This window comes from Pontibacter mucosus (assembly GCF_003054055.1).
Classification (GTDB): Bacteria; Bacteroidota; Bacteroidia; order Cytophagales; family Hymenobacteraceae; genus Pontibacter; species Pontibacter mucosus.
Genome location: NZ_QBKI01000004.1, coordinates 434,373 through 460,808, shown reverse-complemented (window position 1 = coordinate 460,808; position 26,436 = coordinate 434,373). Strand labels below are relative to the sequence as shown.

General features: G+C 52.9%; 24 protein-coding genes. 10 read left to right on the top strand and 14 right to left on the bottom strand.

Features of this window, described 5'->3' with window-relative positions; all coding sequences use genetic code 11:
* Positions 1 to 32 precede the first annotated feature (32 nt).
* The gene (locus C8N40_RS10680) at positions 33 to 416 is read right to left on the bottom strand and encodes an endonuclease domain-containing protein (protein ID WP_108211747.1); all 384 of its coding nucleotides are present in this window, start codon (positions 414 to 416) and stop codon (positions 33 to 35) included.
* A 152-nt stretch (positions 417 to 568) separates the two neighbouring features.
* Positions 569 to 1,063 (bottom strand): phospholipase D-like domain-containing protein, encoded by a 495-nt coding sequence (locus C8N40_RS10675; protein WP_108211746.1) that lies wholly within the window; start codon positions 1,061 to 1,063, stop codon positions 569 to 571.
* A gap of 215 nt (positions 1,064 to 1,278) precedes the next feature.
* On the opposite strand from C8N40_RS10675, the gene ruvB reads away from it, so the two are divergent.
* On the top strand, positions 1,279 to 2,322 hold the full coding sequence (ruvB, locus tag C8N40_RS10670; RefSeq protein ID WP_108211745.1) for a Holliday junction branch migration DNA helicase RuvB: 1,044 nt from the start codon (positions 1,279 to 1,281) through the stop codon (positions 2,320 to 2,322).
* Between the two features lie 259 nt (positions 2,323 to 2,581).
* Here ruvB and C8N40_RS10665 read toward each other — a convergent pair whose 3' ends face one another.
* Positions 2,582 to 2,848: a hypothetical protein gene (locus C8N40_RS10665; RefSeq protein ID WP_108211744.1), complete on the bottom strand. Its 267-nt coding sequence runs from the start codon at positions 2,846 to 2,848 to the stop codon at positions 2,582 to 2,584.
* Positions 2,849 to 3,308: 460 nt separating this feature from the next.
* Between C8N40_RS10665 and queG the strand changes: the two genes are divergently transcribed.
* A complete protein-coding gene (gene queG, locus C8N40_RS10660) occupies positions 3,309 to 4,253 on the top strand; it encodes a tRNA epoxyqueuosine(34) reductase QueG (protein ID WP_108211743.1) in 945 nt (314 codons plus the stop codon).
* Positions 4,254 to 4,257: 4 nt separating this feature from the next.
* Here the strand turns inward: queG and C8N40_RS10655 are convergent, their stop codons facing one another.
* A complete protein-coding gene (locus C8N40_RS10655) occupies positions 4,258 to 4,449 on the bottom strand; it encodes a hypothetical protein (RefSeq protein ID WP_108211742.1) in 192 nt (63 codons plus the stop codon).
* 332 nt (positions 4,450 to 4,781) lie between these two features.
* Here C8N40_RS10655 and C8N40_RS10650 point away from each other — a divergent pair, with 332 nt between their 5' ends.
* Both C8N40_RS10650 and aroC read left to right on the top strand, forming a co-directional pair.
* The gene (locus C8N40_RS10650; RefSeq protein WP_108211741.1) at positions 4,782 to 6,224 is read left to right on the top strand and encodes a BatD family protein; all 1,443 of its coding nucleotides are present in this window, start codon (positions 4,782 to 4,784) and stop codon (positions 6,222 to 6,224) included.
* Positions 6,225 to 6,226: 2 nt separating this feature from the next.
* Entirely contained in the window at positions 6,227 to 7,306 is a 1,080-nt protein-coding gene (gene aroC / locus C8N40_RS10645; RefSeq protein ID WP_108211740.1) for a chorismate synthase, read from the top strand.
* A 5-nt stretch (positions 7,307 to 7,311) separates the two neighbouring features.
* Here the strand turns inward: aroC and C8N40_RS10640 are convergent, their stop codons facing one another.
* The 3 genes from C8N40_RS10640 to C8N40_RS10630 all read right to left on the bottom strand — a co-directional run bounded on the left by C8N40_RS10640 (position 7,312) and on the right by C8N40_RS10630 (position 10,411).
* Positions 7,312 to 7,983, bottom strand: a complete 672-nt coding sequence (locus C8N40_RS10640; protein ID WP_108211739.1) for a carboxypeptidase-like regulatory domain-containing protein — start codon at positions 7,981 to 7,983, stop codon at positions 7,312 to 7,314.
* A gap of 730 nt (positions 7,984 to 8,713) precedes the next feature.
* Positions 8,714 to 8,857, bottom strand: coding sequence for a hypothetical protein (locus tag C8N40_RS22655; RefSeq protein WP_170114079.1), 144 nt, complete (start codon positions 8,855 to 8,857; stop codon positions 8,714 to 8,716).
* Positions 8,858 to 9,019: 162 nt separating this feature from the next.
* A complete protein-coding gene (locus C8N40_RS10630; protein WP_108211737.1) occupies positions 9,020 to 10,411 on the bottom strand; it encodes a sodium:proton antiporter in 1,392 nt (463 codons plus the stop codon).
* 557 nt (positions 10,412 to 10,968) lie between these two features.
* Here C8N40_RS10630 and C8N40_RS10625 point away from each other — a divergent pair.
* Positions 10,969 to 11,586 carry a NifU family protein gene (locus C8N40_RS10625; RefSeq protein ID WP_108211736.1) on the top strand — a complete coding sequence of 206 codons (618 nt, stop codon included), beginning with the start codon at positions 10,969 to 10,971 and terminating at the stop codon, positions 11,584 to 11,586.
* Positions 11,587 to 12,566: 980 nt separating this feature from the next.
* Here C8N40_RS10625 and secDF read toward each other — a convergent pair.
* The 6 genes from secDF to C8N40_RS10595 all read right to left on the bottom strand — a co-directional run bounded on the left by secDF (position 12,567) and on the right by C8N40_RS10595 (position 18,737).
* Positions 12,567 to 15,563 carry a protein translocase subunit SecDF gene (gene secDF / locus C8N40_RS10620; RefSeq protein WP_108211735.1) on the bottom strand — a complete coding sequence of 999 codons (2,997 nt, stop codon included), beginning with the start codon at positions 15,561 to 15,563 and terminating at the stop codon, positions 12,567 to 12,569.
* A 164-nt stretch (positions 15,564 to 15,727) separates the two neighbouring features.
* Positions 15,728 to 16,102: an RNA methyltransferase gene (locus tag C8N40_RS10615; RefSeq protein WP_245905070.1), complete on the bottom strand. Its 375-nt coding sequence runs from the start codon at positions 16,100 to 16,102 to the stop codon at positions 15,728 to 15,730.
* Between the two features lie 43 nt (positions 16,103 to 16,145).
* Positions 16,146 to 16,838, bottom strand: a complete 693-nt coding sequence (locus tag C8N40_RS10610) for a potassium channel family protein (RefSeq protein WP_092102080.1) — start codon at positions 16,836 to 16,838, stop codon at positions 16,146 to 16,148.
* Positions 16,835 to 17,455: a uridine kinase family protein gene (locus C8N40_RS10605; RefSeq protein WP_108211734.1), complete on the bottom strand. Its 621-nt coding sequence runs from the start codon at positions 17,453 to 17,455 to the stop codon at positions 16,835 to 16,837. The genes C8N40_RS10610 and C8N40_RS10605 overlap by 4 nt, the downstream gene beginning before the upstream one ends.
* A 69-nt stretch (positions 17,456 to 17,524) precedes the next feature.
* A complete protein-coding gene (locus C8N40_RS10600; protein WP_108211733.1) occupies positions 17,525 to 18,109 on the bottom strand; it encodes a non-canonical purine NTP diphosphatase in 585 nt (194 codons plus the stop codon).
* Positions 18,110 to 18,221: 112 nt separating this feature from the next.
* Complete coding sequence (locus C8N40_RS10595) at positions 18,222 to 18,737, bottom strand: phosphoribosyltransferase family protein (protein ID WP_108211780.1); 516 nt, start codon at positions 18,735 to 18,737, stop codon at positions 18,222 to 18,224.
* Positions 18,738 to 18,924: 187 nt separating this feature from the next.
* Here C8N40_RS10595 and C8N40_RS10590 point away from each other — a divergent pair, with 187 nt between their 5' ends.
* From C8N40_RS10590 to hemC, 4 genes are all read left to right on the top strand, one after another.
* On the top strand, positions 18,925 to 19,170 hold the full coding sequence (locus C8N40_RS10590; protein ID WP_092102066.1) for a type B 50S ribosomal protein L31: 246 nt from the start codon (positions 18,925 to 18,927) through the stop codon (positions 19,168 to 19,170).
* Positions 19,171 to 19,392: 222 nt separating this feature from the next.
* Complete coding sequence (locus tag C8N40_RS10585) at positions 19,393 to 20,595, top strand: GlmU family protein (RefSeq protein WP_108211732.1); 1,203 nt, start codon at positions 19,393 to 19,395, stop codon at positions 20,593 to 20,595.
* Between the two features lie 196 nt (positions 20,596 to 20,791).
* Positions 20,792 to 21,916, top strand: a complete 1,125-nt coding sequence (locus C8N40_RS10580) for a DNA polymerase III subunit (RefSeq protein WP_108211731.1) — start codon at positions 20,792 to 20,794, stop codon at positions 21,914 to 21,916.
* 103 nt (positions 21,917 to 22,019) lie between these two features.
* Positions 22,020 to 22,970, top strand: coding sequence for a hydroxymethylbilane synthase (gene hemC / locus C8N40_RS10575; protein WP_108211730.1), 951 nt, complete (start codon positions 22,020 to 22,022; stop codon positions 22,968 to 22,970).
* 970 nt (positions 22,971 to 23,940) lie between these two features.
* Here hemC and C8N40_RS10565 read toward each other — a convergent pair.
* Complete coding sequence (locus tag C8N40_RS10565) at positions 23,941 to 25,503, bottom strand: alanine/glycine:cation symporter family protein (protein WP_108211728.1); 1,563 nt, start codon at positions 25,501 to 25,503, stop codon at positions 23,941 to 23,943.
* 285 nt (positions 25,504 to 25,788) lie between these two features.
* Here C8N40_RS10565 and C8N40_RS10560 point away from each other — a divergent pair, with 285 nt between their 5' ends.
* Positions 25,789 to 26,436, top strand: a complete 648-nt coding sequence (locus C8N40_RS10560) for a peptidylprolyl isomerase (RefSeq protein ID WP_108211727.1) — start codon at positions 25,789 to 25,791, stop codon at positions 26,434 to 26,436.

The following is a 26,436-nucleotide window of genomic DNA, read 5'->3' as shown; positions in this document are numbered from 1 at the left end:
ATAGCCCCCTTTAATTCCCCTCCTCGGAGGGGTTAGGGGTGGGTTTTATGCTTCTGATTAGCTCTTATCCATGTTTCAATGGTTTGAAGCACGTTCCTTAGCTCTTGTTTTACCTCTTTATCAGAGAATCGCAGAAATCTTACTCCAAGTTTTTCTAAAGCGGCCTGTCGCTTGGTATCCTCTTCAAGGCTATAGTCGTGGCTATCGCCATCTACTTCAATGGCCAATAGCAGCTCTTTGCAATAAAAATCAACTATGAAGTTATCCAGGGGCTTTTGCCTGTCGAAGTCATAGCCAAGAAGTTGGTGGCTCTTTAGTTCATTCCAAAGTATAACCTCAGACAGCGTACTGTTTTGGCGCAGTTGTTTGGCCAGCTCTTTCAAGTATGGCTTGTAGGGGATGATCTGCTGTTTCATCTTTGTCTGTGAACGATTGACCCACCCCTAACCCCTCCGAGGAGGGGAATTGTTCCTAAACCATTATTTTACGCTACCGCTAAACTTGCGGTAGGTTTCCGTCTAATCCTGAGAATCCATCAATCTTAAAAATCCTGGTCCCATCCCTTTAATCACTGGTCCTCTTCCCTATACTTTCTACCCGGCACATACGTCATCATACTTTCCCAGAGGCGGTCGAACTCGCGGCTGTAGTCCTGCACTATCGTGAAGTTGTCGGTGACGAGGATGTTTTCGTGGTTGTGCAGGGCGGCGCTGCGGGTCCAGTTGTAGCTGCCGGTCAGTACGCGGGCCTCGTCGAAGACAGCGAACTTGTGGTGCATGTGGCTGCGCGTTTTGTCGATGCGCACGTCCAGCCCCTTTACGGCCAGCTCCCGGATGTCTGAGCCCGTGTCGTGCAGTTTCCGGTTATCGGTGATGATTTTTATACTGATGCCACGGTGGTAAGCCCGCAGAATAGCCTCCGTAATGCGGTCGTCGCTGATCGTGAACACGCAAATCTTTATCGTCTTTTCCGCCTCGTCCATGGCGCTGGTGATGGCGTTCAAACAATCATCGCCGGGGCTGAAGTAGGCGTGGCTGGTAATTTTCTGATGGATCGGGCACATGCAATGCGTAACTTAGGGCACCGAAAGGTACATTGCCCGCACGAGTTTAGGTAAGGATTAGAGGTTTTGCTAATGAGGTTAGATTTATACTTTGACAGTATAAAATATTTAGCAAAATTACGTAAATTAGTAGGCAGAAATGGAGCCAATTATACAGGCTGGCTGTTAGTATAAGGTGCTGCAAATAAGCCTGTATTTAAAGTATAAAGTATAACATGAGGGAAGATTATCTCACTGGCGGAAATGAATACATGACGCCAGCCGAACGCGATATAGACAAGGCACTCCGCCCGCTCAGCTTCGCCGATTTTACCGGCCAGGCCAAAGTGGTGGAGAACCTGAAGATATTTGTGCAGGCGGCCAAGCGCCGTGGCGAGGCCCTGGACCACGTGCTGCTGCACGGACCTCCAGGTCTGGGTAAAACCACGCTCTCGCACATCATTGCCTCAGAACTTGACGCAGGTATCAAAATGACCTCCGGGCCGGTGCTGGACAAGCCAAGCGATTTGGCCGGCTTGCTGACGAACCTGGATGCCAACGATGTGCTTTTCATCGATGAAATCCACCGCCTCAACCCGATTGTGGAGGAGTACCTGTACTCGGCCATGGAAGACTATAAGATCGACATCATGCTCGACTCTGGTCCGAACGCGCGCTCTGTGCAGATTAGCCTGAACCCGTTCACGCTGATTGGCGCCACCACGCGTTCCGGTTTGCTCACGGCGCCGCTGCGTGCCCGTTTCAGCATTAACTCGCGCCTGGAGTACTACGATGCCGAACTGCTCACTTCCATTGTAAAGCGTTCGTCTGCCTTGCTGGGTGCGCCGATACATGCCGATGCCGCCTTCGAGATTGCCCGCCGTAGCCGCGGTACGCCGCGTATTGCCAACAACCTGCTGCGCCGCACTCGCGACTTTGCCCAGGTAAAAGGCGACGGCACCATTGATGTGGAGATAGCGCGCTTTGCCCTGGCTGCCCTGGACGTGGACCACAACGGCCTCGACGACATGGACAAGCGCATCCTTTCCTGCATCATCGACAAGTATAAAGGTGGTCCGGTGGGCATTTCCACCATCGCGACGGCCTGCGGCGAGGAAGCCGAAACCATCGAGGAAGTATACGAGCCGTTCCTCATCCAGGAAGGCTACATCAAGCGCACCGCCCGCGGCCGTGAGGCAACCGAGGCAGCCTACAGGCACCTGGGCAAAGTGCCGCCGCAACAGGTGGTATCAGGCGGGCTGTTCGACCAAGCGGAGTAAAAACTGTTTGTGATATAAGGAAAAAAGCAGGCTGTATGGCCTGCTTTTTTTGTTTTATATGAAGTATAGTATTTCTATACCTAATCGAAAACACGTAGCTGTTACTGCTCTCGCTTGCGTCCCGCGAGTGTGAGTTATACTTGTGGCGTCCCGCCACATACACCAAAGATTGTATTGGCTAAAGTTTAAAGTATAAACTAAAGCGGCCAGAGGCCTCGGAATAGCTCACACTCGCCAGAGGCGAGCGAGGGAGGATTTACTACCTCTTCACATTTATCTGGATTGAATCAGCAAACTCTTTGCAGCAAAAACTATTCTTATCAATCTTGATAATTTCCTTTTTGTCTGCTATTATTCGGATAGTAGAACCTGTGCTTGGATGTTTCTCGCATTTAAAAGTTTTTACTTTTGCCTCTACAGTTTTTGCGAATTCTTTTGCAGCAGCGTTGGCAGCTTGAGTAGTAATTGAACTCATTATGTCTTTGCTACTTGAATTTGGCAATAGCCTCGTCTCAACTCTTATCATAATAGGATAGCCTTTCTGCGTGTGAATATATTGTAAAATTTATATAATAATATTCATAAACACAAGTATGTGTTTAAATAAATTGATATTTGTTTTTACTATATAAAGGGTGATGTATTGGAGAGTACATGAATTTCTTGGTAAACCTTGATTAAGCATGCCTGAGGAATCTTCTGCTCTAGTGACGCTGGAATTGGCCTGACCGGTTACTGAAATCTTTTCTCCAAAGCAGGAAAGTCTTTGTGACTTCGTATGCCTAATATAAACTTGTGCACTCGCGTCTTTTGCTTCTCGAAATGAGGCTACTCAATCAGCATGCTGAACATAGTATTACAGTTAGCCTTTTAACAAGGCTTCCCGACGCCTCAGAGGCAGCTAATAGTGATCCGGACCTTTTTCTCCCTAACTTTGTTCTTCTAAAAGTATAGCCGCCAAGTATAAACCGGCTGCCACCTATAAATTGAGCAAAGAGAAGTATACATACCTGATCAAGCAGAAGGCCAGCGAGTTGGGCTTTATGTACTGCGGCATTTCCAAGGCGGATTTTCTGGAGGAGGAGGCGCCGCGGCTGGAGCGCTGGCTTAACCAGCACATGCACGGGCAGATGCACTACATGGAGAACCACTTCGACAAGCGCCTGGACCCGCGCCTTTTGGTGGAGGGGGCTAAGTCCGTCGTGTCGCTGCTGCTCAACTACTACCCCAGCCAGGAAGACCAGCAGCCAGAGGAGGATACCTACAAAATATCGAAGTACGCCTATGGCACCGACTACCACTTTGTCATCAAAGACAAGCTAAAAACGCTGCTCAACTACATCAACGAGGAGATAGGGGAGGTGGGCGGCCGCTGCTTCGTAGACTCGGCGCCGGTGCTGGATAAGGCCTGGGCCAAAAAGAGCGGTCTGGGCTGGGTCGGCAAGAACTCCAACCTCATCACGCCGCAGGTGGGCAGCTTCTACTTCATCGCCGAGCTCATCATCGACCTGGAACTGGAGTACGACGGGCCCATTAAAGATTACTGCGGCTCCTGCACCCGCTGCCTCGACGCCTGCCCGACTAATGCCATCGTAGAGCCTTATGTGGTGGACGGCAGCAAGTGCATCTCATACTTCACCATCGAGCTGAAAGACCAGCTGCCGCAGGAAATGAACGGGAAATTCGGGAATTGGGTCTTCGGCTGCGACATTTGCCAGGACGTGTGCCCCTGGAACCGCTTCAGCAAACCGCACCATGAGCCCGCCTTTGCGCCGCACCCCCAGCTGAAGGAGCTGAAGGAGCGCGACTGGCAGGAGTTGACACACGAAGTGTTCTCGCAGCTGTTTAAAAAATCAGCCGTAAAGCGCACCGGTTACAACGGCTTGGTGCGCAACATCCGCTTTGTGCACGGCAACCCGGAAGAGGAGTAGTTTTTTAGTTTTGGTGCTTTAGAAAAACACGGTTAAGGATGATCAGGTAAACACCTGAGAACTGGTCGTAGCACCATTGTTTTAGTTGCTCAATTTCCTCTTTCACGAGTACTCTGAACGCCTTGCGCAGTTCTTTTTCAAACAACATCTTATCGAAGCTGACCTTCACTAAGATTGTTTTCACATATTCCAGCATTTCGGTATTATAGTAAGCTATTTTCTGGTTTGGGTTTATATACGGGCAAGCCTTTCGGACGGCTGAGTTATCACGTTATATTTATACTTTATATAGTTAACGAACTGTAATTTGTTGTAAAAGTATAACCGTGTGGGGTATCCGGAGAGAGTGGGTAAAAACAGCAGAACGCGCCTTTATACTTCTGCCACCCGCCGCTGCGTTAGCTAACACAGGACCCGGCTTCTTGCTACGCTGAGAGAGGCTTTACATACGAAACGTGCCTGCTAGCGAAAAAGTATTAAATTTGCTTTTATACCTCAGACCAAGTCCGTTGCAAAGCGGCCCCAAACATGCGAGTTGTAGTACTTACCCTTTTTCTTTGGCTCATGATGCTCGTGCCCGCGCTGGCGCAGCAGCTTGCTATTGAGCTGGGTAAGAGCCCTTTGCCGCTAAATCAATACTATACCATTTCGGTGAGGCTGCACAACCAGCAGTTGCAGGGCAATACCACCTTCCCGGAAATAGAAGGATTCAAGAAAAGCAACCGCTATTCCTCCACCAAAACCATCATCACCGGCGGTACCACCACCACGATACTCACCATCACCCAGAACTACGCCGCCCTGGAAGAAGGCACCTATACGTTAAAGCCTTTCACGATGAAGGTGAATGGGCAAACGTTGCAGTCGGAGGGGATGGAGATTACCGTGACGGAGATGCAGGCCGACGTGCCGCAGAACGCCAACCTGCCCCCCGATTTGATTGTGCCGGAAGAGGAGCAGCCGCAGCCAGAGCAGGAGGCCGAGTTTGTGGACAAGGACGATAACGCCTTCCTGACCATTTATACGGATAAGGATGAAGTGTTTGTGGGGGAGGGCGTGAACGTGGCGCTATACTTTTACCTGGCCGAGCAGGACCAGCGCCTGCTGGACTTCCATGACTTTGCCAACCAGATGAACGGCATCCTGCGGCAGCTCAAGCAGGCGCATGTGTGGGAGGAGACGTTTGATTTTACGGAGATTACCCCGGAGCACGTAACGGTGCGGGGGGAACCCTACCTGCGCTTCAGGCTTTACGAGGCTGTGCTGTACCCGATTACGCCCAAACCACTGGTTTTTCCGCAGCTCCGGCTCGAGATGATAAAGTATAAAGTGGCCAAGAATCCATCCCTGCTCACCCAGGACAGGCAGGAAGGGTATAAAACCTTCTTCTCGCGGCCGCGCGAGGTGCAGGTAAAAGAGCTGCCGCCGCACCCGCTGCGCGACGTGGTGCCCGTGGGCGATTACCGCCTTGCAGAGCTACTCTCGCAAGAGGTGGTGCCGGTGGGCAAAACCTTCCGCTATATATTTCAGGTAGAGGGCACAGGAAACTTAACCGCTGTTATGCCGCCGTCGCCAGAGGCGCCTTCCGGGATCGACTTCTTTCCGCCCGATGTGCAGCAGGATATTACCCGGCGGGCGGGCACCGTGATGGGTACCAAACGTTTCCTGTTCACGCTTATTGGCCGTGAGGCGGGTAACTACGACATGGGCCGCAAAATGGAGTGGGTATACTTTAACCCCACCACAGCCGCCTACGATACCTTGCGCCCTACCCTTAAAGTACAGATTACGGGTGCCCCCGATACCGATGCGCTGGTTATGTCGCGCGATTTGGGGGCTTTTTATAATATCATCCAAAACGAGGACAACACCCTGGTAAGCGTGCATCTGGCCAATCAGATAAAGCGCTACACCAACATTATCCTGCTGGTGCTGCTGGCGGTGTCGGCCTTCATTTTTATAAAACGATAACTATGAGCAACTCTTACGGAAAGCTTTTCAAGATAACCACTTTCGGCGAATCGCATGGTGCGGCTGTTGGTGTGATTGTGGACGGGTGCCCGGCTGGTCTGGAGATCAGTGTGGACGAGATTCAGCACGCCCTGGACCGCCGCCGCCCCGGCCAGTCCGACATTACTACGCCCCGCAAGGAGGAGGACCGGGTAACCATCCTCTCGGGCATCTTTGAAGGCAAAACCACGGGCACGCCCATCGCCCTGGTAGTTAATAACAAGGACCAGCACAGCCACGACTACAGCCACATTGAGCACGCCTTCCGCCCTTCGCACGCCGATTATACTTACACGGCAAAGTATGGCGCCCGCGATTACCGTGGCGGAGGCCGCAGCTCTGCCCGCGAAACGGTGGCGCGCGTGGCCGCAGGAGCCCTGGCCGCTAAACTGCTGCAGCACTACGGCATCTCGGTGCAGAGCTACGTGTCGCAGGTGGGAAGTATAAAACTGCGCAAACCCTACCAGGAGCTGGACCTGAGCCAGATTGACTCCAACAAAGTGCGCTGCCCCGACGGCGCCACCGCCGCCCGCATGATTGGCTTGATAGAGGAAGCTCGCGACACCCTGGACACCATCGGTGGCGTAGTGAGCTGCGTGATACAAGGCGTGCCGGTTGGTTTGGGGGAGCCTGTGTTCGATAAGCTGCACGCCGAACTGGGCAAGGCCATGCTAAGTATAAATGCCGTGAAGGGCTTTGAGTATGGCAGTGGCTTTGAGGGCGTGAAAATGCGCGGCTCCGAGCACAACGACGAGTTCTATACCGATGAGGAGGGCAACGTGCGCACCCGCACCAATAACTCAGGCGGCATTCAGGGCGGCATCAGCAACGGGCAGGACATCTACTTTAACGTCGCCTTTAAGCCAGTGGCTACTATCCTTCAGCCTCAGACCACTATTAACGATGCCGGCGAGGAGATAACCCTGAAGGGCAAAGGCCGCCACGACCCTTGTGTGCTGCCGCGCGCCGTGCCGATTGTGGATGCCATGGCCGCCCTGGTTATTGCCGACTTCCTGCTGCGCCAGCGGGTGAATAAAGTATAAACAGGCTATTCTGCCACATCTTTTTGGGAGGCCTTCCTGCGGTTTTTAGTGCCACGGGAGGCCTTCTTCTTTTTATAGTTGCTGCCAATCCCTATACCAAACACTTTCACATCGCTGGGGACCATGTAGCGCCGCTGCTGTTGCTGCCCCGCCTGTTGCAAGCCATACTTTGCGTTCATCTCGGCATCCATTCTGCGCATTTTGGTCAGGTCTTTCTGCTCCAGCGGCCCCAGGTCTACTTCCGGTTTCGGCTCTTCAGGAAGTTTTATCTTCGAGATTGCCTCCCGTAACTCCCGCTCCGTAGCCCAGGGCATCACGTTTACTGTGGGTAGGGCGGTAGTACTCTCGAGCAGGTAAATTAAGGTAGAGTAGCTGGTGCCGGAGAAAGTATGCGGGATTAGAAAATACTGCCTTTGGTACCCTAGCGCCGCTACCACCACACTATCGTCGGGCAGCACCGGCAGCGAAAAGAAGCCTTTGGAATTCGTATTGGTGCCCCTGTTGGTTTGTGGCACGAACACGGCCACACCCGCCATGCCTGTAGCACCTTCCTCATCCAACACCATCCCCGATAACTGCACCGCCTGCTGCTGTGCTCTGGCTTGCTCTGGACAAAGTATAAGCAGCAAAAAAACGGGAAAGCAGGTCATCAGGCAGAGGGAGAGCTTGTTTTTCATAGCAGCGCGGAGAAGGGTTGAGTTAGCGGCAAAGTATAAAAAAGTTTTATACTATATAGTAAAACGGTTGTGGTACTGGATTATTTCATTTTCGTGAGTATTTGGCGCTTGCTCTATAGATTCGCCGTAAAGCTGCGCTTGCGAGTTCTAAATTCACGTCTTCGCTTTGCTCTGAGGACCTCGCGGTGGCTGCAGGTCCCGCGAGTGTCTGGTGCGGGCTATAATTTGTCTGCATCAGGATTTGCAGGATTAGTAGGATGAGCAAGATTTCTGCTGCATCGGGTCCAACCACCCCTAACCCCTCCTTATCTAAGGCGGGGGGGTATACCCCTCCCCAACCCTCCCCTAAGAACAGGGGAGGGAGCCTGCTACATCTATTGTCATCTCGAGCAGCGCGAGAGATCTATCCGGAATTCTAATCAGATCTCTCCCAAGGGTCGAGATGACAGCAGGGGCAGCGGCTATCGAATGATTCCCAGCCTTTGGGTGGGGGTAGGGGCCCTCGTATAAAGAGCGCCTTGTAGATTTCCGGTGCCTGAAAGGCATTGCGACGTCAGGAGCAAAGGAAGCGAAAGCAGCGCGATGCCCTTATCGAGGGCCCCTACCCCCAAGGCGAGCCCTCTCGGGCTTGAGAGCTCCAAAGCTAGAGATGCAACAGTAGCTGATGTGAGGCTGGAGGAGGAACGGCAGCTAACAAGGATAACTTGTGTCCAGTCGAAGGAAGCAGCTGCTATGTAAGTATAGCCAAAGTATAAAAGTAAGGCTTACGCGGACTCGGAAGTCCGCAGCAGCGTTGGTTCCGGACAAGGATGTCCGGAACAGCGGTGTAGCCAAAGTATAAAAGTATAGCCAAAGTATAAGTATGGCTTTTCAAGCCAGTTGGGTTACAAAGCCGACATCATAGGTAGGCACGGGTTGCAAACTCGCGCCAACGGGAGGTACAATCGGTTGCTTGCGTCAGGAAAGAGGCCCCCTTAAAACAAATCCGCCGCCCTTGCAATGCAGAGGCGGCGGATTTTATACTTTTATCAGCTGCTTAGAACAGCCTTAAGTACACTACCAGGTACCATACCAGCGCCAGGATTGGCAGCAGGAACGGGATAGAGTAGCGTAGCACGTAGCCAAAGAAGGAGGGCATTCTAATGCCGGCGCTCTCGGCAATGGCTTTCACCATAAAGTTAGGGCCGTTGCCGATGTAGGTGAGGGCCCCAAACAGTACCGATGCCAGCGAGATAGCCTCCAGGTCGATGAGTGTCTCTATGCCGGCAGCGGTGGCACCCTCTGCAAAGTTTTTCACGTCTGCTACGTTGGCCTGAGACAAGTCGAACTTAGCCATGGCCAGCGACAGGAAGTTGGCATAGGTTGGAGCGTTGTCCAGGAAGCCGGATAACGTACCAGTTGCCCAGTACAGGAAGCTTGGGGTGATATACTGCGCAAACTGAGGTGACGAAGCAATTTGGGCAGAAAGCTGCAGGGCCGGCATCATGGTAAAGAAGATACCGAAGAACAGGAATACCACCTCCAGGATAGGGTGGAAGTTGAACTGGTTTCCAGCCAACGCTGACTTATTAGAGAAACGGTAAGCCATAAATGCAGCGGAAAGCTGAATGATTTCGCGCAGAAAGGAAATTTTCGCGCCATCATAATAGATATGCGGCAGGCCATCCACCACGTTCGGGTCCAGGGCAACGGCGCCCACTATAATGGCCAGCCAGAACAGGTTGCGTTTTCCGGAAAAGTGGAACTCTATCTTCTCATCGTTCTTGGCAACTACCTCTGGTTTAGGTGTAAACTCGGTTTCCTTGTTGCGTCTGTCTACAAAGTAGAACAGGGTACAAAGCAAGGTAATAGATATTATCCATGGAATGAACAGGTGCTGCAGCGTCCAGAAGAACGGAACACCCTTAATAAAGCCGATGAACAGCGGCGGGTCTCCGAGCGGGGTAAGCAAACCGCCCGCATTACTCACAATAAAAATGAAGAATACGATCTGGTAAGCTTTGATCCGATGGTTATTAAGCCTGATGAACGGGCGAATCAGCAGCAACGAGGCACCAGTTGTACCGATGATATTGGCCAAGACAGCACCGATAGCCACCAGCGCCACGTTCATGGCAGGCGTGGCACGGGCATTGACATTGAGGTAGATGCCCCCTGCTGCAACATAGAGCGAGCTAAGCAGGGCCGCAAACGTAAAATACTCTGCCGCTGTATGTATCGGCATGTGCACATCCCCTAAAGCGAAGAGGTAGTAAGCCAGCACTGTCAGGCCAAGTACAACGGCGACAGTTTTATAATTGTGCTCCCAAAAGTGTCCAAAAAAAATCGGTCCGGCAGCGATCATACCAATCAAAAGCAGAAAAGGTATGATCAGGAAAACAGGTAAAGCTTCGTGGGCCTGAGCCAGAAGTATAAAATTGTTTAGCATGGTGTGGGTCAGTTCTGTTTAGATTTTTTTGCTTGCGATACAAAGATACATTTTCTGGGCAAAATTGCTAGGGTAATATATGGCCCGAAACGAATTAAATGTACCTACATGGAGCAGCAGGAGCAGCATCAGGAGGGCTTTTGAATTGGCACATGACTTTACCACGACACCTATAGTAGCCTTGTACTTCAAAATTAGTTTTCTGGTATAAATTGTACTTTTCAGTTGTTAGCGCCTTTCGGTAAAGTACTAGCAGTAGTACTCCTGCATTCCATATGTCCAGCGGAAATAGTTCTATTTCTAATACTTTGGGGACTATGTGGTTTGCTTTGGGTTGGCACCGGCGTTGCTGAGGCGACAGAGCAAGCAAGGCTTTGAGGTGGTGTAGGTTATGGCTGGCAGGAACATCCGCCTCGGGAGCAGGTTATACTTGTGAAAGCCCTTGCCGTGCGGCCGTGGCTATGGGAGCGGCAAGCCTGTGCACTTGTCACAAATTATGCCTAATTTTGGAAACTTAATGGTATAGCTACAGGTTTTAGTTTTAAACAGCGATAATTATGATAGAAAATAAAGAGAAAATGGTCTCTGTGTACGCAGAGGCTAACCCCAACCCGGAGTCAATGAAGTTTGTGATGAATGTGCAGCTGTTGCCTGACGGTCAGAGCGTGGATTATCCTAACGTGGAGAGCGCACTGGAGTCGCCGCTGGCGCAGGAGCTGTTTAACTTCGACTACGTTTCACGCGTGTTTATTGCAAGCAACTTCGTTACGGTAACTAAAAGCGCCGAACTGGAGTGGGTAAAAATTATCCCGGAGCTGCGCACGTTCCTGAAGTCTTACGTAGAGGCGGGTGGCCCTATCTTTAACGAAGGCTTCTCCGCTGCCAAGGCCCAGACGGCCGGCACTGCCGCAAATGGCGAGGCATCAGCCGAGGACGCCGAAATCTCTAAAAAGGTAATTGACCTGCTGGAGAACTACGTGCGCCCTGCTGTGGAGCAGGATGGAGGTAACATTACTTTCAAGTCTTACCACGATGGCGTGGTGACGGTGCACCTGCAGGGCTCCTGCAGCGGCTGTCCATCTGCTACGGTAACTCTTAAGGCCGGTATCGAGAACCTGCTGAAGCGCATGGTGCCGGAGGTAAAAGAAGTAGTGGCCGACGGGGTTACTTTCTAAGCAACAGGACTTTAAGTATAAAGTATGAAATGAGCCAGCCTTTCAACGGGGCTGGCTCATTTTTTATGTCTGTCTGGCGCCGGCATCCGCTTGTGTCTCCTGTTGGCGCGAGTTTATAACTTGTGCCTATCTATGGAGTTGGGTTATAACCCAACTCGTTTAAAAAGCCATACTTATCTTTGGCTATACTTTTATACTTTCCTTGCAACCGTTTCCTTCCACTTGAACCAAGCTATGCTTATTAGCCTCCGTTCATCCTCCAGCCTTACATAAGCTACAGTTGCATTTATACTTTGGCTCCCTCAAGGCCGGGAGGCCTCGCCTTCGGGCATCGCGCGGTGTACATTTCCTTTGCTCCGCAATGCCTTTCAGGCACCGGAAATCTACAAGGCGCTCAACCCAAAGGCTGGGAATTAGTTCGATAGCCGTTGCCCTTGCCATGGAACAAGTATAGACTGTCCCCTTGAGGACAAGTGAGAACGGGAGTTCGAAACTTGCGAACAAAGCTCAATAGGAGTGTAATCGTTAGTAGACAATTCCCCTCCTTGGAGGGGCTGGGGTGGGTTTACACTTGTAGGGACAGGTCGCGCCTGTCCGTGCGAGACAGCAGCTACAAAGCTTATAATTCAGCCAAAGCAGCTACAGGCTCCCCGCCTTAGACAAGGAGGGGATAAAGGGGTGGTTGGACCCGGCACGGCAGAAATCCTGCTCATCCCAAAATCCTGCAAATCCTGATGCAGACAAAGTATAGCCAACGCCAGATACTCGCGGGACCTGCGGACACCGCGAGGTCTTCAGGTGAAAGCAGTTACGTTGGGAGAAGGTTGCGAGCGTAGCGCTGAGAAGTAAGGGGGTGGTACTATAAAAACTGTTTGATCAGTATTTCAGAGAGAACCGTAAACTATATACCATCAGCAGTTTAGAAATAAAAAAGCCCGGAGCAAATGCCCCGGGCTTTCCCGTGTTTGATATTGTTGTTCTTAGCGAACTTTCTGAGCTACCTGCTGTGAGGCTACAGGCTGCGCTGTGTCCTCGTCTCTGATCGTATCCACTACAATCGGCGAAGCGATAAACAGCGAGGAATACGTACCGGCCAGTACACCGATAAGCATTGCCAGCGAGAAGCCGCGCAGTACCTCTCCTCCGAACAGGAACAGGATCACTACTACCAGGAACAGGGTCAGGGAAGTGATGATAGTACGGCTGAACGTGCTGATCAGGGCCGGGTTTACGATCTCCCTGATGCTGGCACGCGGGTTGTCGCTCATGTACTCCCGTATACGGTCGAAGATTACCACGGTGTCGTTAATAGAGAAACCGATAATTGTGAGTACCGCCGCGATAAACACCTGGTCCATCTCATAAGAAATACCAAACAGGTGCAGGATGGCGAATATAGACAGGATCATCATCGCATCGTGCAGGAGGGCTACCACACCGCCCAGCGAGAACTGCCACTTACGGAATCGCAGCATCACGTAGATAAAGATGCCGGCCAGCGCAAGCAAGACCGCAATTAAGGCGGTGTTCTGAATATCGTCGGCCATAGAGGCGCCAACCTTAGACGAGCTCAGGATCTGCGGGTTAAGCTCGGAGTACTGCTGCAGGCCTTGCTCCAGCGCGGTTCTTACCTGCTGGTCTGCCTCCGTGCTTTCATCATCTGCGTGCCAGCTTGTAATTACTTTCACGCGGTTAGAGGCGCCAAACGTTTTCACCTCTGTACCTGCCTGCTGGAAATCATCCAACAACGATGCGCGTACGTCTGAGGCTGGGACAGCCTGGTCAAACTCCACCACATATGAGCGGCCACCTGTAAAGTCGATGCCCAGGTTCGGCCCTTTGATAGCCATGGCGATAAAGCCAAACGCTATAACCGTCAGAGAGAAAGCGTAGGCAGGCTTCTTAATCTTCATCACGTCGAACTTCACGTTGCGGAACATCTTATCCGCCAGAGAAGAGGAGAAGGAAAGCTTGCCGGCCTTTCTGAAGGTTCTCTCGATAAGCAATCTGGAGATGAACACTGAGGTGAAGAAGGAGGTAACGATACCGATCATCAGCGTGATGGCGAAGCCTTTCACTGGGCCTGAGCCGAAGAAGTATAGGATGAAGCCTACGATGAAGGTCGTTACGTTCGCATCGAAGATAGAGCTAAAGGCTTTGTCATAACCCGCATCAATGATCTCGCGCATGCTTCTGCCTTTGGCTGCTTCCTCGCGCATACGCTCAAAAATGAGAACGTTCGCGTCCACGGCCATACCCAGCGTAAGCACAATACCGGCAATACCGGGTAGTGTAAGCGCTGCACCGAACTGGGCCAGCACACCAAGTATAAAGAAGATGTTGAAAAGCAGGGCAAGGTCAGCGATAAAGCCGCCACGTGCATAGTAGGCAATCATGAAGATTACCACGATTAGCAGACCGGCAACTGTAGAGATAAGGCCCTGGTTGATGGCTTCCTGGCCCAGAGACGGACCTACGATAGCTTCTTCCACGATACGGGTAGGGGCTGGCATCTTACCGGCCTTCAGGATGTTGGCAAGGTCTTGCGCCTCATCAATGGTAAAGTTACCGGAGATAGAGGAGTTGCCACCTGTAATCTCGCCCTGTACCACAGGGGCAGAGTATACATAGTTATCCAGTACGATGGCCACCTGGCGGCCAACGTTGTCACCTGTCAGGCGGGCCCATTTTCTGGCGCCTGTAGGGTTCATTGTCATCGAGATTTCAGGGCGACCGTGCTGGTCAAAGTCCTGGCGTGCATCGTTGATAACGTCGCCACTCAAAGGAGCCTTTCCGTCACGTCCTCTCTTAATGGCGTACATCTCCACAAACTCCTGGCCGCCATCACCGGCGATTGGTTTCACACCCCACAGGAATTTCATGTTGTTTGGCAGCATGCCACGTACATCCGGTCTGCTGAATAGCTCGTTGATAGTGGCTGTGTCGCGCACGTTGGCTCCGATACCGCCTGGCATCAAGGTAAACAGCGAAGTAAGAACGCCTCCCTGCTGGTCCAGGGTGGCTGTGTCAGCGGCGGCCAGGGCGGCAGCTGAATCAGTTTGTGCATTGGCAGCAACAGCTGCAGAGTCGGTGCCGGCAGCAGCCTGTGCCAGTACGTCGTCAGTCGAGTCCTGTGCAGCAGGAGCCTGTGGTGTAGCTTTAGCGGCACCGCGCAGGTTCAGGTTAAGTTTGCCAAGGCGCTGCTGCTCATCCAGGTGCTGGCCCACCTGCATCAGGTATGGGTTAAACTCCTGTGGCGTCCATACTTCCCAGAACTCCAGGTTAGCCATGCCCTGCAACAGGTTGCGCACGCGGTCTGGGTTGTCTACACCCGGAAGCTCAATCTGGATACGGCCTGTGCCTTTCAGGCGCTGAATGTTTGGCTGTGTTACACCGAAGCGGTCGATACGGGTGCGCAGGATGTTGAAAGAACGCTCAATCGCGGCGTCCACCTCTGCCTGGATTACGTCAACCACCTCCTCGTTTGAAGACTCGTAGCTGATCTTGCCACGGTTGGCTGTGTTAGAGAAGATGCGGCTCAGGCGGCCGTTTGGCTCAATTTCGCGGTAGGCCTGGGCAAACAGCGTCGTGAATTTCTCCTGGCTGTTGCGCTGCAGCTCTTGGGCGCGGTCCAGCGCCTTTAGGAAGTTAGGGTCTTTGCTGTTGCCAGACATAGACTTGATGATCTCTACAGGCGATACCTCCAGTACCACGTGCATACCACCTCTCAGGTCAAGGCCAAGGCCAAGCTCCTTCTCTTTTACCTCCTGGTAAGTCATGCCCATGAACACAGGCTCTTTCCACATGGAGTCGAGGTAGGTTTGTTTTTTTGCGAGGTCTACGTTGCCCTGCGCGTCGGTGGCGTATGCTTCTGCATCGCTTTGCACGCTGCTGGCAACAAAGGAGAATGACAGAAAGTAAAGGCAGAGCGCCGATACGATCACCGTCAGACCGATAATTAACGATTTGTTCCGCATTGTTTAAGTAAAAGTATGAATTGATTGAATTTGGGTACAAAGTATACTTCTCTCCTAAATCCTACTAGATAACTGTAATACAGGTAGGTGCGTTCCGTTGTGCGCCGGATATAGCAGCACATGAGCCGGGAAAGGCAGAGAAAAGGGAATGGAGGAGGGGCAGCCTACGGGGCGTTGGGCTGTATGCTAACAGGGAAAAAACGGGTCACAAAGCCGGCGCCGGGCGGCACGGCCGTGTAGGAAGCCGGCAGAAGCTCGTTGGCGGCCTGCGCAAACTCAGGCTGCTGTGGCAGTGGGGCCACGTCCTGCTGCAGGTTAAGGGCCACAAAAGAGGTCGTGCCCTCCAGCGATACTTTCTGCTTTACGTAGGATTTTTCAGCGCCATGGGCAGCTGTTACCCCAGTGCTGGTATGCTTTGCAGTGCCATTGGCCGGACTGTAGGCCACTACCTCCTGGCCGTTGAGCATAAGTGCCCACAGCAGGGTCACAGACATCAGCAGATGCTGCAGGTAGCTGGCTATTTTTCTGGCTTTTGGCATGTATAATCGCAAATATGAAATCTTTTCTGCTAAAAAAGAAATTTTAGCGGTTCACTTCTATAAATCGTTTTACATCCTGCTTTTTGCCAATAAGCAACAGAATGTCTGAGGGGTAGATGATCGTGTCGGCCTTGGGCACCCCGATAATGTGCTCTACCTGGGTGGGTTTGCCGTCCTGTATCTCCTCAAAAAAGCGCTTTATGGTAATCAGGTTGAGGTTATACTTCTCGCGGAGGGATATTTTGGCTACGCTGCGGTTGGCAATGTTGCGCGGGGCGTTTATCTCCACGATCTCGTAGTTGTCGGGCAGCGGCAGGAAGGTGCGGATGTTTGGCTGCAGCAGCCGCTCGGCCACTGTTTTGCCTACCTCGCCCTCCGGCGAGAGAATCTCCTGCACGCCCATTTTCTCCAGGATGCGGCGCTGCTGCTTGTTGGCGGCACGGGTAATAACGCGCTTCACCTTCAGCTCCTGCAGGTTGGCCGTGGCAATCAGCAGGGCCTCAAAGTCCTCGCCGATGGCTACCACCACCGCGTCCATGTCCTGTATGTTCTGGGCCTCCAGCGCACGAATGTCGGTGGCGTCCAGGGCAACGGCGTAGGCTACCTGGTCCTTGATGGACTCCACGTGGTCCTCGTCGTTGTCGATGGCGATAACCTCGGCGCCGCGCTCGGCCAGCGTAATGGCAATCGAGTGGCCAAACCTGCCCAGCCCTATAACCGCGAATTTGCTCCTCATGCTTTTATCTTGGCATTTAAGTATGTCGTGATCACCTCCAGCCCGCGCTCAAAGTTGGCGTTGTTGGGGATGATGATATCTGCGTCGTTCTTATACGGCTTAATATACTTTTCATAGGTGGGCGCTACGTGGTGGGTGTAGCGGTACAGCACATCGTCCAGGTCGTAGCCGCGCTCCACCTTGTCGCGCACGATGCGGCGCTGCAGCTTGATGTACTCCTTGGCGTCGATGTAGACTTTCAGGTCCAGCAGTTTGGCGATTTCCTCGAAGTAAAACACGAAGATGCCCTCTACCACCACAATCGGGGCGGGCCTGAACTCCAGCTGGCGCGGCACCACGTTCGGGTTGTTGAAAGTATACTCCTGGCGGTACACGGTTTCGCCCTGGCTCACTCTCAGGATGTCGTGGGCATAGGCCTCGTCGTCAATGCAGGAGGGCAGGTCGAAGTTGATGACCCCGTTGATGTCTGCCGTCTGGTGCTCGCGCGGCTTGTAGTAATTATCCTGCGAGATCAGGCAAATGTTCTCAGGGGCAAACGAGGCGAGCAGTTTGTTCAAAAAAGTCGTTTTTCCTGAAGCACTGCCTCCTGTAATCCCGACGATGAATGGCTTTTGCATGGGAAGCTTTGGTTTCAGGCCACAAAATTAAGACTTTAGCGAGTATTTGGCTACACTAAGAGGGTATTTTTATACTTCCAGGCTCTTGAGGAAGCGCACGAGCTCCTGGGTGGCGCGGCCACGGTGGCTGATGGCGTTTTTCTCCTCGGCGCTCATCTGGGCAAAGGTGCGGTCGTGGCCCTCCGGGATGAAAACCGGGTCGTAGCCAAAGCCTTTGTCGCCTTTCCACTCAGTAGCTATACTTCCTGTTACGATGCCCTCGAACTGGTGCTGCTGCCCGTCCAGGATAAGGGTGATACTGGTGCGGAAGCGGGCGCGGCGGTTCTCCTGCCCCTGCAGGCTTTGCAGCAGCTTTTCAATGTTATCGGCATCGGAGCGCTGCGGGCCGGCATAGCGCGCCGAGTAGACGCCCGGTGCCCCGTTCAGCGCCTCCACCTCCAGGCCGGTGTCGTCTGCAAAGCAGCTCACGTGGTAGTTGTCCCATACGTAGGCCGCCTTCTGGTGCGAGTTGCCCTCCAGCGTGTCCTGATCCTCTGCCAGCTCCTCGTGGCAGCCAATGTCCTGCAGGGTCAGCAGCTCATACTTGCCTTCCAGCATCTGGCTTACCTCGGCTAGCTTGTGGCGGTTGTTGGTGGCAAAGCAGAGTTTTTTCATTTTCGTTATTCGTTACTAGTTGTTCGTTGTTAGTAGGATGATGCTGGGGAACGTTATACTTCGGTTTGGCCGGCTCTAATAACTAGCAACCAGTAACCAACAACGATTAAATCTACAGCAAATACGCGGCTACCTCATCGGGCTGCAGCACCACCTCTACATGCTCGTTTATGGTAGTGGCCAGCGAGTAGCCCGTGTAGGCGGCGGCAATGGGATAGCGCGGGTGGTGGCGGTCTATCAGCGTGGCAACCTCTATTTTCTTAGGGTTTTGTAGCAGCAGGGTTTCCAGCGAGTAGGCAAGCGTTTTGCCGGTATTCAGCACGTCATCCATCAGCACCACGGCCTTGTTCAGCAGGTTTATACTTTCAGGCTCCAGTTTTACAGGCTCCTGCAGCGGGGTGGCCTTGTTCAGGTTTACGCGCAGCAGTTGTACCTTGATGGGCGAAATCTGCTGTAGCTGCGCCGCCAGGCGTTCGGCCAACGTATAGCCGTTGCTATGGATGCCGGCCAGCACCAACTCCTGCTCCTCAAAGTTGCGCTCGTAAATCTCGTAGGCAATGCGCTTTACCTTTTGCTCTATCTGTGTGCGATCCAGTATCAGGCTCTGCTGCTTTTGTTGTGCTGTCATGGGATGTTGGTTCTGGCTTTGATGGCGCGGCAACCCTACCGCCAGGCAAATTTAAAAAGATAATTGCATTGGCCGCTGCTTTTGCCTTGCTGCATAAAATAATTTGGCCTATAGCGTTTTACTTTCAAAATATCTTGTTAAATTTGCAGTCCGATTCAGAAATTAAGGTTAAATAACGTTTACGATAATGAAAAAAGGCATTCACCCAGAGTACAGACAGGTGGTTTTCCAGGATATGACAAGTGATTTCAAATTCCTCACGCGTTCTACAATGACGTCTGACGAGACAATCACTTGGGAGGATGGTAAAGAGTATCCTGTAATCAAAGTAGAGGTTTCTTCTGCTTCTCACCCGTTCTACACTGGTAAGAACATCTTCGTGGACACCGCTGGTCGTGTGGAGAAATTCAACACGCGCTACAAGAAAAAATAAGCGGCCTACTCCGGTTAAAACGTTTCAACAGAAAAGTCTTCCTGATGCTTATCGGGGAGACTTTTTTGCTTTTGGCCCTTCCCTAAATTTTACCTGGATGAGGCCCTGCTGTTGTACGTACACGCGTGGCGTTATACGTATACTTACTAGTTAATCCTGAAATACTACTGCGGAGAATGGCGAATGTGCCGTATTTTGGGAGAAAACTTATACTTTTGCAGTATGAATATCATCCTTTTCGATGACCCGATTATCCGGCAGGATCTGCTGCCGCTGACTTTTACCAGACCTGTGGCCGGGTTGCGCGTGGGCATACTAACCATCGCGGAGAAATGGGCAAAACGCCTGGGCAGTCCCGTCGCTTTCCTGACGCAGCCTTACCTGCAGCCCAAGTATAAAAAGACCGGCAGCGGAAGCCAGAACCTGTACATCAACGGCGCCGCGCTGCCGGATGCGGAGCTAGTGCAGGCCGTGCGGGAACTGAAGCCGGGTGAGGCGCTGTACCAGCAGGAGCTGCTCCTTGCCTTTAACAGCGATGTGCCTGCTTTCGATACGCCCGATGAGTTGGCCGCCTATACTCCTGCCAACCGGAAGATGCACGATAGCTGCACCGTTATCCGCCAGGTGTGGGATATTTTCCTGCAGAACGGAGCCCAAATCCGCAGCGATTTTGCAGTGGTGACCGAAGGCCGCCAGAGCCAACCCGTCAGCGACAGGTTCACTATTGTTTACAACGAGGAGAACATCTTTATAGAGGAGGGCGTGAAAATACGTGCCGCCATACTGAATGCCGAGAACGGGCCGATTTACCTGGGCAAGAACGCGCAGGTGCACGAGGGCGCCATTATTAAGGGGCCTTTCTCGCTGGGCGAGGAGAGCAACGTGAACGTGGGCGGCAAAATGCGCGGCGACGTGAGCATCGGGCCTTTTTGCAAGGTGGGCGGCGAGGTGGCGGCCTCCGTTATCTTTGGCTACACCAACAAGGGCCACGAGGGCTACCTGGGCAACTCGGTGCTGGGCGAGTGGATCAACATCGGCGCCGACACCAATACCTCTAACCTGAAGAACAACTACGCCGAGGTGAAAGTATGGAACTACCGGGCAGGCGCCCTGAAGGGCTCCGGGCAGCAGTTCTGCGGCCTCATCATGGGCGACCACAGCAAGTGCGGCATCAACACCATGTTTAACACGGGCACGGTGGTGGGTGTGAGCGCCAATATCTTCGGGGCTGGTTTCCCGCCGCACTTTATCCCCTCGTTTAGCTGGGGCGGCGCCGATGGGTTTGTAACCTTTAAACTGCCCAAAGCCACCGAACTGGCCGAGAAGATCATGTGCCGCCGGAACCTGCATTTCAGCGAAACAGACCAAGCCATCTTCCAACACATCTTTGAGCAGGGCGAGCAGTACCGCGATTGGGAAGAGTAAAGTATAACCAGTGATGGAAGGGATTTGAAAGATTTCTAGGATTAGTTTAGGCTAATTATGCTTCAGCCCTGGTCAATGACGCCGAAGCAAAGTATAAAAAGGACAAAAGACAAAGGAGTTGCCTGGCAATGCGGTCTTTTGTCCTTTGTCTTTTATCTTTGTAAGAAGTCTCAACTCAAAACGCTTAACTCCAAACGTGCGGTTTTCACAGATCATAGGGCATCAGGAAACGAAACAGCTCCTGCTTAAATCGGTGCAGCAGAACCATGTGGCCCATGCGCAGCTGTTTCTGGGGCAGGAGGGGAGCGCCAACCTGGCGCTGGCGCTGGCTTACGCCACCTACATCAACTGCGAAGCTAAGCAAGCGGATGATTCATGTGGAACATGCGGCAGCTGCGTGAAAATGGACAAACTGGTGCACCCGGACTTTAACTTCGTGATGCCGGTAACAACCACCAAAAGCGTAAGCAAGGATGCGCTGAGCAGCAAGTTCATGAACGAGTGGCGCGAGTTTATACTTGCCAGCCCCTACCAGGGCCTGAACGAGTGGATGCAGCACATCGGGGCGGAAAATAAGCAAGGCATTATCTCCAAAGATGAAAGCCGGCAACTGGTAAAGCTGGTGTCGCTGAAGGCTTTTGAGGGAAACTACAAGATTGTGGTCATCTGGCTGCCCGAACTGATGCACCCCTCCGCGGCCAATGCCCTGCTGAAGCTGCTGGAGGAGCCGCCGGCCCAGACGCTGTTCCTGCTGGTGGCGCAGGCAGCCGAGAAACTGCTGGCCACCATCACCTCGCGCACCCAGATCCTGCAGGTGCGCAGCTTCACAGAGCAGGAGGTAGTGCAGCACCTGCAGCAAACCTATAACCTCGACGATGCCCGCGCCAGGCAGATCGCGCAGCTGGCGGAGGGCAGCCTGAACGCGGCCGCCAAGCTCACCACGGAGATCAGCAGTGATTATTTTACCTTCTTTACCGAGTGGATGCGCCATTGTTACAGCCGAAAGGTGAATGAGCTGGTGGAGATGAGCGACAAGTTCCAGGCCATGGGCCGCGAGAACCAAAAGAACTTTCTCCTCTATGCCCTCAACCTGCTGCGCAAGGTCATGCTGTATGGCGTGGATGCCTCGCTGATATCCTTCCTGCCACCCACCGAGCTGGACTTTGTGCAGAAGTTCTCTAAGGTGATAACGGGCAACAACGGCGGGGAGCTTTCCGAAGAGCTGAACCAGGCGCATTACCACATCGAGCGCAACGCCAATCCGAAGATGGTGTTCGTGGATAGCTCGCTGCAAATTGCCGGTTACCTGCATAAAGGTTAACTTCGCATAAAAGTATAGAAAGTGTCTTCCCGGCATGGGAAGTATAAACAGAGGCAAGGCGCCAAAGTATACAGTATAAGCGCGGCCTCACAGAAAGTATAACATGGCAGAGAATCTAACAGACAGAACCATACGCATCGGCACACGGGGTAGTGTACTGGCCCTTTGGCAGGCTAACTCCGCCGCCGAAAAATTACAGGCCGTTGGCTTTAAAACTGAGATCGTAGTCTTCAGCACCAAGGGCGATCAGATCCTGGACAAGTCGCTGGACAAGCTGGGCTCCAAGGGCGTTTTTACCGAAGAGCTGGAAATAGCGCTGCGCAACGGCGAGGTAGAGATTGCCGTGCACAGTGCCAAGGATGTGCAGTCCACCATTCCGGACGATCTGGAGCTGCTGGCTTTTATGGAGCGCGAGAAAGTGAACGATGTGCTGCTCTCCCTGAACCCGGACTTTAAGCTGGAGCGGGACAGCAAAGCCGTGATCGGTACCTCCTCCACACGCCGTAAGGCCCTGCTGAAGCAGTACTACCCGAACGTTACCACCGTGGAGTCGAGAGGAAACCTGCAGACGCGCCTGCGCAAGCTGGAGGAGCAGGGGATGGATGCCCTGATGCTGGCCTACGCCGGCGTGCACCGTGTAGGGTTTGATGACCTGGTGGTGTATACTTTTCCGGAGCTCACGTTTGTGCCTGCAGCGGGGCAAGGAAGTGTGAACATAGAGTGCGCCAGAAACCTGGAGCCTGAGCTGAAGAAAGTACTGAAAGAGGCCCTTGACCACCCGGATACCCACATCTGCCTGCTGGCCGAGCGCGCTTTCCTGCGTACCATGGAGGGTGGCTGCAGCATTCCTTCGTTTACCCTGGCAAGGCTTACAGAGAATGGGATGACCATAACTGGTGGTATCGTGAGCCTGGACGGGCAAACGCTGCTGCAGGAAACACTGGAAGGCCCAACCGCAGACGCGGAGAAAATGGGCGAGCAACTGGCCAACATCATCCTGGGGCAGGGCGGTGATAAGATCCTAAAAAGTATTAGAGCCGAGAGAGGGGAGTAACTAACCCGGCAGGTTATACTGAGAAAATATACCTCTTTAACCAGATAGTAAAAAGCCGGTCTGGCTGCAGCACGCAGTCGGGCCGGCTTTTATACTTTAGAATGGTTGCTACCCCATCGCTGGCGCGGGTTTGCAACCCGTGTCCTCTTATCTTCTCGGATTTGCAATCCGAGTGGCTTGAAAAGCCATACTTGCTTTGGCTATACTTTAAACTCCGGCTACACCGCTGTTCCGGACATCCTTGTCCGGAACCTCCTCTGCTGCGGACTTCCAAGTCCGCATAAATCATACTTTTATACTTGCCGGCTATACTTCCCTGAGCCGCCGCTTCCTTCTACTTGACACAAGTTATTCTTACTAGCTACGCTCATCCTCCAGCCTTACATAAGCTACTGTTTCATCTCTGGCTTTGGAGCTCTCAAGCCCGAGAGGGCTCGCCTTGGGGGTAGGGGCCCTCGATAAGGGCGTCGCGCTGCTTTCGCTTCCTTTGCTCCTACGTCGCAATGCCTTTCAGGCACCGGAACCTCTCGAGGCGCTCAACCCAAAGACTGGGAAAGAATCGATAGCTACGGCAATTACTACTGTCCCCTTGAGGGGACTACAGGGGTGTAAAGCCAGTGGTAAAAGTTTTCGCTAAAAATGAACACCCCTATAGACCTCTGGTCGCAAGTTTCGACTCTTGTCTCACTTGTCCTCAAGGGGACAGTTTCTGTAGAACTTAACAGCTAAAGTCCCCCTTTGAAGGGGATGTTAATCGCCTGCAGAAATTCCCCTCTCGGGAGTGGCTGGAGGTTTGTGCTCTGTAGGGACAGGTCGCGACCTGTCCGCGCAATATCCGCAACTACGAAACTTATACCTTAGGAATAGTAATCACAGACTCCCCGCCTTAGCCAAGGAGGGGTAGGGGTGGTTGGACCCGGCACTGCAATACTCCCTTTCCTGCCTTTAACCGAGAGTATAGCTCGGGCTGTTAAGCATTAGTAGCCTCAGCCTCTGTCCTCACAGCCTCTTTGGTAAGTGGCTTATTGTTATCAGATCGGGCGTAGGCCAGGAAATCCTGCATCTCGCGCTTCACGGTGGGGGCCATCATGTAAAGGCCCACCATGTTCGGGATGCTCATGGCAAACAGCATGGCATCTGAAAAGGCCACTACGCTACCCAGCTGCATGGGCGCACCCAGCACCACAAAGGCGCAGAAAAGTACCTTAAAGCTGATGTTAGTGGTTTTGGTGTTGCCGAAAAGGTATGTCCAGGACTTAAGGCCGTAGTATGACCAGGTAATCATGGTGGAGAAGGCGAAAAGTATAACCGCAGCGGCCAGCACGATCGGGAACCAGTTAATGACGGTGGCGAAGGCCGTGGAGGTGAGCGCAATGCCATCGCCGGCAGCGTCCAGTTGGTACGCTCCTGTTACCACAATCACCAGCGCCGTCATGGTGCAAACGATGACGGTGTCGATAAAGGGCTCCAGCGAGGCTACAAATCCCTCGGTTACAGGCACATTAGTTTTAACGGCGGAGTGCGCGATGGAGGCTGAGCCGATACCCGCCTCGTTGGAGAACATGCCGCGGCGTAATCCCTGAATCATGACGCCCACCAAACCACCACCTACTGCCGAGGTGGAGAAGGCCCCCTCGAAGATAGCGGCAAAGGCGCCGGGAATGAGTTTGAAATTAGAGATAAGCACAACGGTGGCGGCTATGATGTAAATGGCGCACATCAGAGGCACCACTTTCTCGGTTACACGGGCAATGCTCTTCATGCCGCCAAGTATAACCAGGCCCACCAGCACCGCCATAATCAGCCCGAAAATCCAGGCATTGCCATCTCCGAACCAGGAGCCGGCCTCGCCGCCCGTTACAGCCACAAACTGCTGCGTCGCCTGGTTTATCTGGAACATGTTGCCCGCCCCGATAGCCCCTCCAATACACATAATCGCAAAAAAGGCGGCCAGGAACTTGCCCAGCCCGGCCATGCCACGCTCCCTCATGCCCTTGTTCAGGTAGTGCATCGGCCCTCCGGACACGGTGCCGTCGGCGTGGTTGTCTCTATACTTTACCCCCAGCGTGCAGGAAACGAATTTGGTGGACATGCCCAGCAAACCCGCCATAATCATCCAGAACGTGGCACCGGGGCCGCCCAGCGAGATGGCAATGGCCACGCCGGCAATGTTGCCCAGGCCTACTGTGCCCGACACAGCGGCTGTCAGCGCCTGGAAGTGCGAAACCTCGCCGGGAGCGTCGGCCTGGTTATACTTGCCCCGCACAATATCCAGCGCATACCGGAAGCCCCTGATGTTGATGAAGCCAAGGTACACGGTAAAGAACAAGGCTCCGGCCAGCAGCCACACCAGAATCAGCGGAATGCCATAGCCTGCCACCGGCAGCTCATAGAAAATAATATCAGAGATAAACTGTGCCGCCGGGCCGATGGCAGCGTCTATTTTTTCGTCTACAGACATGGTGTTGGTCTGGGCAAAAAGGTTGCTACAGGCCCCCAGACTAAGCGCTGCAGCGAGTGAGAATTTCTTCATTAAGGTGAGTTAGTTGATTAGTTGCTTTCCTTAAATTTAATTTTTTCTGCTGCCAATGTAAAGTTTCAGGTTAAATTGCCTCTGTCAGTTCAGTAAAAAATTAAGATAATTCAATATAGAAGTGCTGTTTTAGCCGTTGAACATACTATGCTATACTTGCCATCTGCCGCTGGGGCTACAGAAACCGGCACAAAGTATAAACAAGTGCTAAAAAGATTTAAATTTGAGATTCTGCTGGTCAGGATACCGGCCTGCAAACCATAAAGTGTATAACCTAACAGAAGTATGAGGATGCTCAAAAACATAGCTGCCGCACTGCTGCTGGCCCTGGCGCTGCCGCTGGCGGTTCTGGCCCAAAAGCCCAAAGGCAACGACCAACTGGTAACCATCTCCACGCCGCAGGGAGAAATTAAGCTGCTGCTCTTCGACGATACGCCACAACACAAGGCCAACTTCCTGAAGCTGGCGAAAGAAGGCTTTTACGACGGCACTACCTTTCATAGGGCAATAGATGGCTTTATGATACAGGGTGGTGACCCGAACACCAAAGACGACGACCCGCGCAACGACGGCTCCGGCAGCCCCGGCTATACGGTGCCTGCCGAGATAGTGCCGGCCCACAAGCATGTGCGTGGCGCAGTGGCCGCTGCCCGCCAGGGCGACCACGTAAACCCTTCCCGCGCCAGCAGCGGCTCCCAGTTTTACATTGTGGAGAACCACAACGGCACGCCCATGCTGGACGATGTGTACACCGTGTTTGGACAAGTGGTGGATGGCTTGGATATAGTCGACAAGATCGCCGAGCAGCCCACAGATGGCCGCGATCGCCCGCTTTCCGACATCAGGATGAAGGTGACCGTGGAAAACATGAAGAAGAAAAAGATTGCCAAAAAGTATAACTACAACTACAACACCCAGACACTGGAGAAATAA

What these genes read in the sequence shown, in the direction of transcription:
- C8N40_RS10680 (WP_108211747.1), bottom strand. Translation starts at nt 416, where the DNA reads ATGAAACAGCAGATCATCCCCTACAAGCCATACTTGAAAGAGCTGGCC.
- C8N40_RS10675 (WP_108211746.1), bottom strand. Translation starts at nt 1,063, where the DNA reads ATGTGCCCGATCCATCAGAAAATTACCAGCCACGCCTACTTCAGCCCC.
- ruvB (WP_108211745.1), top strand. Translation starts at nt 1,279, where the DNA reads ATGAGGGAAGATTATCTCACTGGCGGAAATGAATACATGACGCCAGCC.
- C8N40_RS10665 (WP_108211744.1), bottom strand. Translation starts at nt 2,848, where the DNA reads ATGATAAGAGTTGAGACGAGGCTATTGCCAAATTCAAGTAGCAAAGAC.
- C8N40_RS10655 (WP_108211742.1), bottom strand. Translation starts at nt 4,449, where the DNA reads ATGCTGGAATATGTGAAAACAATCTTAGTGAAGGTCAGCTTCGATAAG.
- C8N40_RS10650 (WP_108211741.1), top strand. Translation starts at nt 4,782, where the DNA reads ATGCGAGTTGTAGTACTTACCCTTTTTCTTTGGCTCATGATGCTCGTG.
- aroC (WP_108211740.1), top strand. Translation starts at nt 6,227, where the DNA reads ATGAGCAACTCTTACGGAAAGCTTTTCAAGATAACCACTTTCGGCGAA.
- C8N40_RS10640 (WP_108211739.1), bottom strand. Translation starts at nt 7,983, where the DNA reads ATGAAAAACAAGCTCTCCCTCTGCCTGATGACCTGCTTTCCCGTTTTT.
- C8N40_RS10630 (WP_108211737.1), bottom strand. Translation starts at nt 10,411, where the DNA reads ATGCTAAACAATTTTATACTTCTGGCTCAGGCCCACGAAGCTTTACCT.
- C8N40_RS10625 (WP_108211736.1), top strand. Translation starts at nt 10,969, where the DNA reads ATGATAGAAAATAAAGAGAAAATGGTCTCTGTGTACGCAGAGGCTAAC.
- secDF (WP_108211735.1), bottom strand. Translation starts at nt 15,563, where the DNA reads ATGCGGAACAAATCGTTAATTATCGGTCTGACGGTGATCGTATCGGCG.
- C8N40_RS10615 (WP_245905070.1), bottom strand. Translation starts at nt 16,102, where the DNA reads ATGCCAAAAGCCAGAAAAATAGCCAGCTACCTGCAGCATCTGCTGATG.
- C8N40_RS10610 (WP_092102080.1), bottom strand. Translation starts at nt 16,838, where the DNA reads ATGAGGAGCAAATTCGCGGTTATAGGGCTGGGCAGGTTTGGCCACTCG.
- C8N40_RS10605 (WP_108211734.1), bottom strand. Translation starts at nt 17,455, where the DNA reads ATGCAAAAGCCATTCATCGTCGGGATTACAGGAGGCAGTGCTTCAGGA.
- C8N40_RS10600 (WP_108211733.1), bottom strand. Translation starts at nt 18,109, where the DNA reads ATGAAAAAACTCTGCTTTGCCACCAACAACCGCCACAAGCTAGCCGAG.
- C8N40_RS10595 (WP_108211780.1), bottom strand. Translation starts at nt 18,737, where the DNA reads ATGACAGCACAACAAAAGCAGCAGAGCCTGATACTGGATCGCACACAG.
- C8N40_RS10590 (WP_092102066.1), top strand. Translation starts at nt 18,925, where the DNA reads ATGAAAAAAGGCATTCACCCAGAGTACAGACAGGTGGTTTTCCAGGAT.
- C8N40_RS10585 (WP_108211732.1), top strand. Translation starts at nt 19,393, where the DNA reads ATGAATATCATCCTTTTCGATGACCCGATTATCCGGCAGGATCTGCTG.
- hemC (WP_108211730.1), top strand. Translation starts at nt 22,020, where the DNA reads ATGGCAGAGAATCTAACAGACAGAACCATACGCATCGGCACACGGGGT.
- C8N40_RS10565 (WP_108211728.1), bottom strand. Translation starts at nt 25,503, where the DNA reads ATGAAGAAATTCTCACTCGCTGCAGCGCTTAGTCTGGGGGCCTGTAGC.
- C8N40_RS10560 (WP_108211727.1), top strand. Translation starts at nt 25,789, where the DNA reads ATGAGGATGCTCAAAAACATAGCTGCCGCACTGCTGCTGGCCCTGGCG.